Annotated in this window: 11 protein-coding genes; 9 read left to right on the top strand and 2 right to left on the bottom strand. The window is 69.8% G+C overall.

Annotation, left to right across the window (positions count from 1 at the left end):
- The first annotated feature begins 71 nt into the window (after positions 1–71).
- Genes ileS through ndk form a run of 4 tightly spaced genes read left to right on the top strand, consistent with a single transcriptional unit; the run spans position 72 to position 5,620 of the window.
- Positions 72–3,449, top strand: coding sequence for an isoleucine--tRNA ligase (gene ileS / locus Q9S78_RS12575; RefSeq protein ID WP_311870510.1), 3,378 nt, complete (start codon positions 72–74; stop codon positions 3,447–3,449).
- Entirely contained in the window at positions 3,446–4,798 is a 1,353-nt protein-coding gene (locus tag Q9S78_RS12570; RefSeq protein ID WP_311856465.1) for a bifunctional folylpolyglutamate synthase/dihydrofolate synthase, read from the top strand. Before ileS ends, Q9S78_RS12570 begins: the two co-directional genes overlap by 4 nt.
- Positions 4,795–5,202, top strand: a complete 408-nt coding sequence (locus Q9S78_RS12565; protein WP_311856468.1) for a DUF4233 domain-containing protein — start codon at positions 4,795–4,797, stop codon at positions 5,200–5,202. The genes Q9S78_RS12570 and Q9S78_RS12565 overlap by 4 nt, the downstream gene beginning before the upstream one ends.
- Position 5,203: 1 nt before the next feature.
- Complete coding sequence (ndk, locus tag Q9S78_RS12560) at positions 5,204–5,620, top strand: nucleoside-diphosphate kinase (protein ID WP_116229198.1); 417 nt, start codon at positions 5,204–5,206, stop codon at positions 5,618–5,620.
- Positions 5,621–5,672: 52 nt separating this feature from the next.
- On the opposite strand, the gene Q9S78_RS12555 is transcribed toward ndk, so the two are convergent.
- Positions 5,673–6,278, bottom strand: a complete 606-nt coding sequence (locus Q9S78_RS12555) for a vitamin K epoxide reductase family protein (protein ID WP_018186589.1) — start codon at positions 6,276–6,278, stop codon at positions 5,673–5,675.
- Between the two features lie 299 nt (positions 6,279–6,577).
- Between Q9S78_RS12555 and Q9S78_RS12550 the strand changes: the two genes are divergently transcribed.
- Positions 6,578–8,977: an Rne/Rng family ribonuclease gene (locus Q9S78_RS12550; protein ID WP_311870509.1), complete on the top strand. Its 2,400-nt coding sequence runs from the start codon at positions 6,578–6,580 to the stop codon at positions 8,975–8,977.
- A gap of 9 nt (positions 8,978–8,986) precedes the next feature.
- Here Q9S78_RS12550 and Q9S78_RS12545 read toward each other — a convergent pair whose 3' ends face one another.
- Positions 8,987–9,259, bottom strand: coding sequence for a DUF4031 domain-containing protein (locus Q9S78_RS12545; protein WP_018186591.1), 273 nt, complete (start codon positions 9,257–9,259; stop codon positions 8,987–8,989).
- Positions 9,260–9,470: 211 nt separating this feature from the next.
- On the opposite strand from Q9S78_RS12545, the gene rplU reads away from it, so the two are divergent.
- The 4 genes from rplU (at position 9,471) to proB (ending at position 12,486) form a co-directional block, all read left to right on the top strand.
- The gene (rplU, locus tag Q9S78_RS12540; protein ID WP_311856475.1) at positions 9,471–9,779 is read left to right on the top strand and encodes a 50S ribosomal protein L21; all 309 of its coding nucleotides are present in this window, start codon (positions 9,471–9,473) and stop codon (positions 9,777–9,779) included.
- A 21-nt stretch (positions 9,780–9,800) separates the two neighbouring features.
- A complete protein-coding gene (gene rpmA / locus Q9S78_RS12535) occupies positions 9,801–10,058 on the top strand; it encodes a 50S ribosomal protein L27 (RefSeq protein ID WP_018186593.1) in 258 nt (85 codons plus the stop codon).
- A gap of 92 nt (positions 10,059–10,150) precedes the next feature.
- The gene (obgE, locus tag Q9S78_RS12530; protein WP_018186594.1) at positions 10,151–11,659 is read left to right on the top strand and encodes a GTPase ObgE; all 1,509 of its coding nucleotides are present in this window, start codon (positions 10,151–10,153) and stop codon (positions 11,657–11,659) included.
- Complete coding sequence (proB, locus tag Q9S78_RS12525; RefSeq protein WP_020097450.1) at positions 11,656–12,486, top strand: glutamate 5-kinase; 831 nt, start codon at positions 11,656–11,658, stop codon at positions 12,484–12,486. Before obgE ends, proB begins: the two co-directional genes overlap by 4 nt.
- Positions 12,487–12,507 lie beyond the last annotated feature (21 nt).

Genomic DNA, 12,507 nt, shown 5'->3' with positions numbered 1-12,507 from the left:
CGGGTCGCACCAAGCGGGGTGGTACCGCGGTCCTCGGATCGTCCTCGCAGGACCAGACCTGCAGGAGCGACATGACCTACCCCCGACCTTCCGCCTTCGGCCCCGCAGCCGACGCCCCCTCGGCCGTCGTCCCGAGCCCGCGCTTCCCCGACCTCGAGCGCGACGTCCTCGCGTTCTGGGAGCAGGACGACACGTTCCGAGCGTCGATCGCGCAGCGCGACGGCGCCGACGAGTGGGTGTTCTACGACGGCCCGCCGTTCGCCAACGGCCTGCCGCACTACGGCCACCTCCTCACCGGTTACGCGAAGGACCTCTTCCCGCGCTTCCAGACGATGCGAGGCAAGAAGGTCGACCGCGTCTTCGGCTGGGACACGCACGGGCTGCCCGCCGAACTCGAGGCGATGAAGCAGCTCGGGATCACCGAGAAGAGCGAGATCGAGGAGATGGGGATCGCCGCCTTCAACGCGAAGGCGCGCTCATCCGTCCTCGAGTACACGCAGGAGTGGGAGAACTACGTCACCCGCCAGGCGCGGTGGGTCGACTTCGAGCGCGGCTACAAGACGCTCGACACCGGGTACATGGAATCCGTCCTCTGGGCCTTCAAGGAGCTGTACGACAAGGACCTCGCCTACGAGGGCCACCGCGTGCTGCCGTACTGCTGGCGCGACGAGACCCCGCTCTCGAACCACGAGCTGCGCATGGACGACGACGTCTACAAGATGCGTCAGGACCCGTCCGTGACGGTGACCTTCCCGCTCGTCGGCGCCAAGGCCGAGGCTCTGGGACTCACGGCGGTCCGCGCCCTCGCCTGGACGACGACCCCGTGGACCCTCCCGACCAACCTCGCGCTCGCCGTCGGCCCCGACATCGAGTACGTCGTCCTGCCGGGCGGTCCTGCCGGAGCCGCCGACGTCCACGAGGACGCCCTCGAGGGTCAGTCGCACCGCTACCTGCTGGCCTCCGACCTGCTCGCGAACTACGCGAAGGACCTCGGCTACGCCTCGGCCGACGAGGCCCGCGAGGCGGTCGACCAGACCGTCCGCGGTGCGGACCTCGCCGACGTCGCGTACGACCGGCTCTTCGACTACTACGCCGACGAGGAGACCTGGGGCACCCAGCACGCCTGGTGCATCCTCGTCGACGACTACGTCACCACGACCGACGGCACGGGCATCGTCCACCAGGCCCCGGCCTACGGTGAGGACGACCAGCGCGTGACGGGGGCCGCCGGCATCCCGCTCATCATGAGCCTCGACGACGGCGGACGCTTCCTGCCGCAGGTGACCGACGTCGCCGGCGAGCTGTGGATGGACGCCAACCGTCCGCTCATCCGCTTGCTGAAAGCCGAAGGGCGCCTCCTGCGCGAGGCGTCGTACGAGCACTCGTACCCGCACTGCTGGCGCTGCCGGAACCCCCTCATCTACAAGGCTGTCTCGAGCTGGTTCGTCCGGGTCACCTCGATCAAGGACCGCCTCGTCGAGCTCAACGAGCAGATCACGTGGGCGCCCGAGAACGTCAAGCACGGCCAGTTCGGCAAGTGGCTCGAGGGCGCCCGCGACTGGTCGATCAGCCGCAACCGGTTCTGGGGTTCGCCGATCCCGGTGTGGAAGAGCGACGACCCCGAGTACCCCCGCGTCGACGTCTACGGCTCGCTCGCGGACCTCGAGCGCGACTTCGGCCGGCTGCCCGTGAACGAGGCGGGCGAGGTCGACCTGCACCGGCCGTTCATCGATGACCTGACCCGTCCGAACCCCGACGACCCGACCGGGCAGTCGACGATGCGCCGCATCGAGGACGTCTTCGACGTGTGGTTCGACTCCGGCTCGATGCCGTACGCGCAGGTGCACTACCCGTTCGAGAACCGCGAGTGGTTCGACGAGCACGCCCCCGCCGACTTCATCGTCGAGTACATCGGGCAGACCCGCGGCTGGTTCTACGTCATGCACGTCCTGTCGGGCGCGCTCTTCGACCGCCCGGCGTTCTCGGGCGTCGCCTGCCACGGCATCGTGCTCGGCAGCGACGGTCAGAAGATGTCGAAGTCGCTGCGCAACTACCCGGACGTCAGTGAGGTCTTCGACCGCGACGGCTCCGACGCGATGCGCTGGTTCCTCATGAGCTCGTCGGTCCTGCGCGGCGGCAACCTCGTCGTCACCGAGGAGGGCATCCGTTCGGGCGTCCGCGAGTTCCTGCTGCCGCTGTGGAACGCGTGGTACTTCTTCTCGACGTACGCGAACGCGGCCGGCGGCCAAGACGGTGCCGGCTACGAGGCGACGCGACGGACGGACTCCACGAACGTCCTCGACCGCCACATCCTGGCGCTCACGGGCGACCTGGTCCGCGACGTCGCCGCGGACCTCGAGGCCCTCGACTCGACGATGGCGGCCGCGAAGCTCCGCGAGTTCGCCGAGGCGCTGACCAACTGGTACATCCGTCGCTCGCGCGACCGGTTCTGGGTGGGGGTGGATGCCGCCGAACCGACCACGACCGAGGCGTTCGACACCCTCTACACGGTGCTCGAGACGCTCACGCGCGTTGCGGCTCCGCTCATCCCGCTCGTCTCCGAACGCATCTGGCAGGGTCTCACCGGGGGGCGGAGCGTCCACCTCGAGGACTGGCCGGACGCCGACGAGTTCGCCCCGGCATCCGACATCCGCGAAGCGATGGACACCGTCCGCGAGGTCTCGTCCGTCGCGAACGCCTTGCGCAAGAAGGAGGGCAAGCGCGTGCGTCTGCCGCTCGCGAACCTCACGGTCGCGGTGGGCGGCGCCGACGCGCTCGCGCAGTTCGAGGACATCGTGCGCGAGGAGCTCAACGTCAAGTCCGTCCAGGTCGTCGAGCTCACCGACGGCCTCGCCGAGCAGTACGGCATCAGCCAGCGACTCGCCGTCAACGCGCGTGCGGCGGGTCCGCGCCTCGGCAAGCAGGTCCAGCACGTCATCAAGGGCGCCAAGGCGGGCCTGTGGACCGAGGAGGACGGCGTGGTCGTCGTCGACGGGATCGCGCTCGAACCGGGGGAGTACGACCTCACGCTCGAGGCGGGCGGCGTCGCCGAGGGCACCGCGATCGCGCTCCTGCCGCGCGGCGGGTTCGTCCTGCTCGACACCACGACGACGCCCGAGCTCGAGGCCGAGGGTCTCGCGCGCGACGTCATCCGCGCCGTGCAGGACGCCCGCAAGGCCGCCGGGTTCGAGGTGAGCGACCGCATCGCGCTGCAGCTCACCTTCGACGACGACGGCGACGCCGAGGCGGTCGCGGCGGCGTTCGACGTCGCCGACGTCGCGGGGGAGACCCTCTCGGTCGCCGACCTCGTCGCCGCCGCCGACGGCACCGCCCTCCGCGGCGAGGCCCTGCGCTCGAGCCCCGAGCACACGGCATCCGTCCCCGCCGGCACCTACGCGAACGCCGGCTCCTTCACGATCGGCGTGCGCCGGATCGGAGCGACCTCATGAGCGACCGGACACGAGCGGATGCCGTCTACGCGGCACTCCTGGAACGGCAGGGGGAGCGCTGGGTCGAACCCCGGGTCGAGCGCACCCGTCGCGCGCTGGAACTCCTCGGCGACCCGCAGCGGAGCTACCGCGTCATCCACGTGACGGGCACGAACGGCAAGACCTCGACGAGCCGCATCGCCGAGTCGATCGTCCGGGCCCACGGGCTCCGGACCGGGCTCTTCACCAGCCCGCACCTGCAGCGCTTCACCGAACGGATCATGGTCGACGGCGAGCCCATCGCCGATGCCGCGATCGCGGACGCATGGGATGAGATCGCGCCCATCGTCGCGCTCGTCGACGAAGAGCTCGACGGCACGGACGAGCCTCCGCTGACCTTCTTCGAGCTGCTCACCGTGCTCGCCTTCGTCGCGTTCGCCGACGCCCCCGTCGACGTCGCGGTGATCGAAGTGGGCATGGGCGGTGCGTGGGACTCGACGAACACCGCCGACGGCGACGTCGCGGTGTTCGCGCCGATCGACATCGACCACGCCGACAAGCTCGGCGACACGATCGGCGAGATCGCCACCGTGAAGTCCGGCATCATCAAGCCGAACGCCGCCGTGGTGTCCGCGGCCCAGCAGACCGCAGCGCTCAGCGTGCTGACGACGGCGGCTCGGGCTCGGGGCGCGTCCTTGGCCGTCGAGGGGGAGCAGTTCGGCCTGCTCGACCAGAAGCTCGCCGTCGGCGGTCAGCTGCTGACGGTCCGCGGGCTCGCGGCCACGTACGACGAGCTCTACCTGCCGCTGTACGGCGCGCACCAGGGCCACAACGCCGCGCTGGCGATCACGGCCGTCGAGTCGCTCATCGGGGGAGGTTCGCAGCCCATCGCCGCCGACGTGCTCGCCGACGGCCTCGGCAACGTGACCTCGCCCGGACGTCTTCAGCTCGTCGGCATCGCGCCCACCGTCCTCGTCGACAGTGCGCACAACCCGCACGGTGCCCGCTCGCTGGTCGCAGCCCTGGGGGACTCGTTCGACTTCGACGACTGGGGTCTCGTGCTCGGCGCCTTCGCCGACAAGGACGTCGCCGGGATCGTCCAGACGCTCGCCCCCGCGGTCGCGCACGTGTTCGCGACCGCCCCCGAGTCCGACCGCGCGGAGGAGCCGGATGCCGTCGCCGACCTCGTCGAGCAGACCGAGACGCCCGTCACGGTCCACCGCGACCTCGCCGAGGCAGCCGAGGCCGCCCGCGCGTGGGCGGCGGAATCCGACCGGCGCGCGGTGGTCATCGCCGGCAGCGTCGTGCTCGCCGGCGAGGCGGTCGTCCTCGCCGAGGCGGAGGACTGGAAGTCGGGGTACCGATCGTGAGCAGGTCACCGCGTCAGCCCCGTCCGCGCCGCCAGCGCGGCGCGCGCGAGTCGCTCCTGTCGGTGATCCTCGGCTTCGAGTCCATCGTCGCCTTCCTCGCCGGTCTGTCGGTCTACGGGCTCCGTGCGCTCCCGCAGGGGATCGAGCCGTGGTGGGGGATCGTCGGTGGTGTCACCCTCGGCATCCTGATGATCGTCGTCAGTGCGTTCACCCGTTATCGCGCGGGAGTCATCGCCGGCGGACTGCTGCAGGTCGTCGTCGCCCTGGGTGCGTTCCTCGTGCCGGCCGTCCTGATCGCGGCCGCCGTTTTCGGCGCGTTGTACGTGTATGGCACCATCAAGGGCGGCGCGCTCGACGAGCGCAACGCCACACTCGCCGCCGAGGCGGAGAAGAACGGAGACTGACATGGCCACCGAACAGACACTCGTCCTCGTGAAGCCCGACGGCGTCGCGCGCGGACTGACCGGCGCGATCCTCGCCCGCATCGAGGCGAAGGGGTACTCGCTCGTCGACATCCGCCTCGTCGACCCCGATCGCGAGCGCCTCGAGCAGCACTACGCCGAGCACGAGGGCAAGCCGTTCTACGAGCCGCTCCTCGAGTTCATGATGTCGGGCCCGTCCGTGGCGATCCGCCTCGCAGGCAACCGCGTCATCGAGGGTTTCCGCTCGCTCGCGGGGACCACCGACCCGACGACGGCCGCACCCGGCACGATCCGCGGGGACTTCGGACGCGACTGGGGCCTCGCCGTCCAGCAGAACCTCGTCCACGGCAGCGACAGCGTCGAGTCCGCGAACCGGGAGCTCGCGATCTGGTTCGACTGACGACACGTCGTCACGCGCCCGTCCCGATCACCGGGGCGGGCGCGTCGTCGTCTCAGCGGGTGAACTCGGAGATCCAGTCCAGTCGCACCTGAGCGATCACGCCCACCACCGCGAACGCCACGATGGCCATGAGCGGTGTCCAGGGCATGAGCGCGTCCGCGCGTCGTCGGACGGCGGCGGATGCCGGGATCGCCCCTTCGCGGACCAGGTGGACGGCGACGGCGAAGAACGTCGGGATCGTCACAGACCACGTCACCATGCACCAGGGGCAGAGGGTGGCCAGCACGAAGATGCTCTGCGTGATGAGCCAGAGGACGAACGCGAACGCAGCGGTCACGCCGAGCCCGAACAGCAGCCAGAACCACTTCGCGAAGCGCGCCCCGGCCAGCAGCGCCGCACCCACAACGATCGGAGCGACCCACCCGGTGAGGCCGAGGATCGGGTTCGGGAACCCGAACACGGACCCCTGGGCCGAGTCGAGGTTCTTCCCGCACTGGACGAGAAGGCTGATGTCGCAGGATGCCGACGAGCCGGGGTTCTCGAGGAGCGAGAACTTCTCGGTGGTCAGTGCGAACGCCGCGATCCACCCCACGACGCCGGCGAAGATCAGCCAGAGTGCGAAGACGGTCGGGCGGGGAGAGCGGGTCCGCGTGGTCATGTCGGCGATTATCCCATCGGGATTGATCACCTTTCTGATGCGCCGGCCGTGCATATCGGAGAGCTCCGGTCACGGTTCGGGTCCGGGTAGTGGGATAATGGGGCTCGACGTCCCCGCGGCCGCGCCGCCAAGATGTCACCAGAAGACTTCGGGCGATCACGCCCGCGCAGCATCACCCCGCCGAGTGTGCGGGGATCGGCTGCAGACCGAATGAGTTCGCGGCACCTCCGAGACCGGAGCGTCGCCGCCCGATTTTCGCCGGACGGCACGCGGGGCCGTCGGCTGGGAGTAGGCCAGAGATGGCAGATGACACGAACGACACGACAGCGACCGACGCGATCGATGGGGATCTGACGGCCACGGCCGACCAGACCGCCGAGGAGGCGTCGTCCGATCAGGATGCAGCTCAGCTCGAGCAGCAGGTCGAGCCCGAGCAGGACGTCCAGTCCTCCGGTTCCGAGGAGCCGGTGGAAGACGCTCCGTCCACGGAGGCCGCTCAGCCGGTCGAAGCCGAGCAGCCTGCCGAGCCCGAGCAGCCTGCCGAGCCCGAGCAGTCCGCCGAGCCGGAGCAGCCTGCTGAGCCGGAGCAGCCTGCCGAGCCGACGATCCCGACGGCGGTCAGCCTCGGGCTCCTGCCCGAACAGTTCGTCTCGGCCGTGTCGACGGCCCTCCACTTCTACGCCCCCGAAGTCCCGCCGTTGCCGGCTGCGGCGCGCGACGAGCGCGACCGGGACGACCGCGGCCGGGACGACCGTGGGCGTGACGACCGTGATGAGCCGTCCGCCGAGTCCGGCGGCAGCTCGCGTCGTCGCAACCGTCGTCGCGGTGGCAACGCCGTCGAGCAGAACGACGAGCCGGTCGCGCCCCGCCGCCGCGCCGTCGAGGTCATCACCGAGCCGCAGCGGATCAAGGGATCCACGCGACTCGAAGCCAAGAAGCAGCGCCGTCGCGACGGGCGCGAAGCCGGTCGTCGCCGCGCCGTCGTCACCGAGGCCGAGTTCCTCGCCCGCCGCGAGTCCGTCGATCGCGACATGATCGTCCGCTCGCGCGGCGGTCGCATCCAGATCGGCGTGCTCGAGGACAACGTCCTCGTCGAGCACTACGTCGCCCGCAACCAGGATGCGTCGCTCATCGGCAACGTGTACCTCGGTCGCGTGCAGAACGTCCTCCCCAGCATGGAGGCGGCCTTCGTCGACATCGGTCGCGGCCGCAACGCCGTGCTGTACTCCGGTGAGGTCGACTGGGATGCCGTCGAGACCGGCAACCAGCCCCGCCGGATCGAGCTGGCACTCAAGTCCGGCGACCGTGTCCTCGTGCAGGTCACGAAGGACCCCGTCGGCCACAAGGGCGCCCGCCTGACGAGCCAGATCTCCCTTCCGGGTCGCTACCTGGTGTACGTTCCCGGCGGCGCCATGAACGGCATCTCGCGGAAGCTCCCCGACACCGAGCGTGCTCGCCTGAAGAAGATCCTCAAGGAGGTCCTCCCGGAGTCGTCCGGCGTCATCGTGCGCACGGCCGCCGAGGGCGCGACCGAGGAGCAGCTGACGAGGGACGTCCAGCGGCTCACCTCGCAGTGGGAGCACATCAGCACGCAGGCGCAGACCGGGCAGGCTCCGGCGCTCCTGCACTCGGAGCCCGACCTCCTGGTCAAGATCGTCCGCGATGTCTTCAACGAGGACTTCCGCAAGATGCTCATCCAGGGCGACGAGGCATACGAGACCATCACGTCGTACCTGACGGGCGTCGCTCCCGACCTGCTCGAGCGCATCGAGAAGTACGAGGGCGAGCAGGACCCGTTCGACGTCTTCCGCGTCACCGAGCAGATCGAGAAGGCGCTGGATCGCAAGGTCTGGCTGCCCTCCGGTGGTTCCCTCGTCATCGACCGCACCGAGGCGATGACGGTCGTCGACGTCAACACCGGCAAGTTCGTCGGCACCGGCGGAAACCTCGAAGAGACGGTCACGAAGAACAACCTCGAGGCCGCGGAGGAGATCGTCCGCCAGCTGCGCCTTCGCGACATCGGCGGCATCATCGTCGTCGACTTCATCGACATGGTGCTCGAGTCCAACCGCGACCTCGTCCTCCGCCGCCTCGTCGAGTGCCTGAGCCGCGACCGGACGAAGCACCAGGTCGCCGAGGTCACCTCGCTCGGCCTCGTGCAGATGACTCGCAAGAAGATCGGCCTCGGCCTGCTCGAGACGTTCAGCGAGGCGTGCGAGGTGTGCGCTGGTCGAGGCGTCATCGTCCACCACGACCCCGTCGTCAAGCACCGTTCCTCGGGCGGCGACCGCGGCAACGGCAACGGTGGCAACAACGGGAACAACCGCCGTCCGCGCCAGAACAGCGGTTCGTCCCAGAATCAGGGCGCAAACGCCCCCGCCGCGGCACCCGGCCACACCCACGTCATCACGGAGGGTGTGAAGTCCGCGCTCGCGCAGATCGCGGCATCCACCATCCAGCCTCACGAGGAGGCGGCCGCGGCCGCTGCGGAGGAGCAGGTCGCCGAGCGGCCCGAGCGCGCCAAGCGTCCCCGTCGCAAGAAGGCGGATGCCGCGCCGAAGACCGATGCCGATCGTCTGCTCGACTCGGTCCTCGAGGCGCTCCCCGAGCCGAAGGCTCCGGGTCAGGGCCGTGCGCGTCGCCGTGTGACGACGGCCGCCCTCACGGGCACACCCGTCCAGACGGCTCCGGAGGACTGATCCGGCGCGTCACCGCCCCCGACGTTGGCGGGCGGTGACGCGCAGTCCCGAGGCGATCAGTCGGCGCACGAGCTCGTGCGCGCCGACCTGCTCGGCGCCGCCGGCGACCAGGCGCGCGATCGCGTCCTCCGGGACGTCGTAGTGGTCGCGATCGAATGCACGCGGCGGGATGCCGTGGGTCGCCGCGAAGGCGTGCAGCTCATCCAGGTCGCTGTCCGAGACCAGGTGGGCCCACAGCCTGCCGTGGGCGGGCCACATCGCGGAGTCGACGAGAACGGTCATCCGCCGATCTTAGGCGGGCGCGTCCCGGGCGGGACCGCGCGCGACGCGCCGGGGGTCGCTTTTGCCCTCACTGCGGGGATCGGGTATTCTGGTCCCTTGGTGCGTCACGTGTCGCAGGCAGTTGCGATGCAGAGCCTGGCTTCCGCACCATGACTTCCAGTCTCATCAGACAATCGGAGCCGTGCGCTCCACAGAAGAAACAAGGTGTGAAGTGGTTTACGCAGTTGTGCGCGCCGGTGGCCGTCAGGAGAAGGTTCAGGTCGGAACGATCGTCGTCCTCGACCGTCAGTCGGCCAAGATCGGCGACAAGATCGAGCTCCCCGCCGTCCTGTTCGTCGACGGCGACGCCGTGACGACCGACGCCGACAAGCTCGCCGAGGTCAAGGTCACCGCCGAGGTCGTCGGCGAAGAGCGTGGTCCGAAGATCATCATCCAGAAGTTCAAGAACAAGACCGGCTACAAGAAGCGCCAGGGCCACCGCCAGGACCTCACGCGCGTCAAGATCACCGGCATCAAGTAAGTAGCCGAGAGGACACGAGAGATGGCACACAAAAAGGGCGCAAGCTCCACCCGTAACGGTCGTGACTCCAACGCACAGCGCCTCGGCGTGAAGCGGTTCGGTGGTCAGAAGGTCCTCGCCGGAGAGATCATCGTCCGTCAGCGCGGCACCCACTTCCACCCCGGCGCCGATGTCGGCCGCGGTGGCGACGACACGCTGTTCGCTCTGGCCGCCGGTGCGGTCGAGTTCGGCACGAAGGGCGGCCGCAAGGTCGTCAACATCGTGCCGGTCGCTGAGTGACCACACACAATCCTTGACGAGGGGCGGGCTGCGGCCCGCCCCTCTCTTTTTCCCCGCCGACCGTGGTCGGCTTCCCCGTCAGGAGACACCGCATGGTGACGTTCGTCGATCGCGTGACGCTGCATTTGAGCGCAGGCAAGGGCGGCAACGGCTGCGTGTCCGTGAAGCGCGAGAAGTTCAAGCCTCTCGCCGGTCCTGACGGCGGCAACGGCGGGCACGGCGGCGACATCATCCTCGTGTCCGACCCCCAGGTCACCACCCTGCTCTCGTACCACCACTCGCCGCACCGTTCCGCCGGTAACGGCGGCTTCGGCATGGGAGACCACCGCTCCGGAGCCCAGGGCGAGCCGCTCGAGCTCCAGGTGCCCGTCGGAACCGTCGTCAAGGACGAGACCGGTGAGGTCCTCGTCGACATGGCGACGCCCGGCATCCGCTTCGTCGTCGCCCCCGGCGGCCAGGGTGGTCTCGGCAACGCGGCGCTCGCGAACCCGAAGCGCAAGGCGCCCGGATTCGCACTCCTGGGTACCCCGGGGTGGGAGGGCGACGTTCAGCTCGAGCTGAAGACCGTCGCTGACGTGGCTCTGGTCGGGTTCCCGTCGGCCGGCAAGTCGAGCCTCATCGCGGCCATCTCGGCGGCGCGGCCCAAGATCGCCGACTACCCGTTCACGACGCTGCACCCGAACCTCGGTGTCGTCCAGGCCGGCGATGCCCGCTACACCGTGGCCGACGTCCCCGGGCTGATCGAAGGCGCGAGCGAGGGCAAGGGCCTCGGGCTCGAGTTCCTCCGCCACGTCGAGCGTTGCACGGCCCTCGTCCACGTGCTCGATTGCGCGACGCTGGAGCCCGGTCGCGACCCCATCAGCGACCTCGACGTGATCCTGGCCGAGCTCGCCGCCTACCCCGTTCCCGAGGGGCAGATTCCACTGCTCGAACGGCCGCAGCTCGTCGCGCTGAACAAGCTCGACGTGCCCGAGGCGAAGGAGCTCGCAGATCTCGTTCGCCCTGAGCTCGAGCAGCGCGGATTCCGTGTCTTCGACATCTCGACGGTCAGCCGCGACGGCCTCCGTCAGCTGACGTTCGCCCTCGGTGAGATCGTCGAGGAGCACCGTGCGGCGCTGGCCGCGGCGCCCGCTCCCGAGCGCGTCGTCATCCGCCCGCAGGGAACAAAGAAGGACTTCGAGATCCGCGTCGAGGGTGGCACCTACGGCAACATCTACCGCATCCTCGGCGACAAGCCGGTGCGGTGGGTGCAGCAGACGGACTTCCAGAACGAAGAGGCCGTCGGCTTCCTGGCCGACCGCCTCGAGAAGCTCGGCGTGGAGGACGGCCTCTTCAAGGCCGGTGCGCAGGCCGGGTCGACGGTCGTCATCGGCGCCGGCGACGGGATCGTCTTCGACTGGCACCCCTCGCTCGGCTCCGCAGCCGAGCTCATGACCGCGCCGCGTGGCACGGATCCCCGACTCGACCTGAACCCCCGTCGCACGACCTCGCAGCGCCGTGATCGCTATCACGAGCGGATGGATGCCAAGGCCGAGGCGCGCGCCGAGCTCGAGTCCGAGCGGATCGCTGCGACGCGCGGGGAGGACGAGGACGAGTCGTGACGCTGCAGGACCGTGCCGGGCTCGCCGGCGCACGCCGCGTCGTCGTCAAGGTGGGCTCGTCGTCCATCAGCGGTGAGAACGCGGAGAAGATCGGGCCGATCGTCGATGCCCTGGCCGAGGCGCACGCCCGCGGGACCGAGGTCGTCCTGGTGTCCTCCGGTGCGATCGCGACCGGGATGCCGTTCCTGCTGCTCGACGCCCGTCCGAGCGACCTCGCGACGCAGCAGGCCGCGGCCGCCGTCGGGCAGAACGTCCTGATCTACCGCTACCAGGAGGCCCTTCGGCCCTTCGACATCGTCGCCGGGCAGGTGCTCCTGACCGCGGGGGACCTCGAGAACCCGACGCACCGTTCCAACGCCCGACGGGCCATGGAACGCCTCCTGGGCCTGCGCATCCTCCCGATCGTCAACGAGAACGACACCGTCGCGACCCACGAGATCCGCTTCGGTGACAACGACCGACTGGCGGCCCTCGTGGCTCAGCTCGTGGGCGCCGACGCCCTCGTGCTCCTGAGCGACATCGAGACTCTCTACACGCGCCCGCCGGACGAGCCGGGCGCCACCCCGATCATCGACGTCGCGTACGGCGACGATCTGTCGGGCTATCAGTTCGGGTCCGTCGTGGTGAACAGTGTCGGCACGGGCGGAGCGGCGACGAAGGCCTCGGCCGCTCGGCTGGCAGCATCCGCCGGGATCGCGGTGCTCGTCACGAGCGCCGACCTCGTGCACGACGCCCTGCGGGGCGAACAGGTGGGCACCTGGTTCGCACCGAATCCCCAGCCCGCCGCCCCGGTGACGACCGCTCCGGTGCGGGTCGACGGCGCTTGAGACGCTGAGACCCGGCATCCG

The sequence above is a fragment of the Microbacterium aquilitoris genome, from assembly GCF_031932285.1.
In the GTDB taxonomy this organism is placed as follows: Bacteria; Actinomycetota; Actinomycetes; order Actinomycetales; family Microbacteriaceae; genus Microbacterium; species Microbacterium aquilitoris.
The sequence above is the reverse complement of the archived record's forward strand: the minus strand, read 5'-3'. Positions and strand labels throughout refer to the sequence as shown.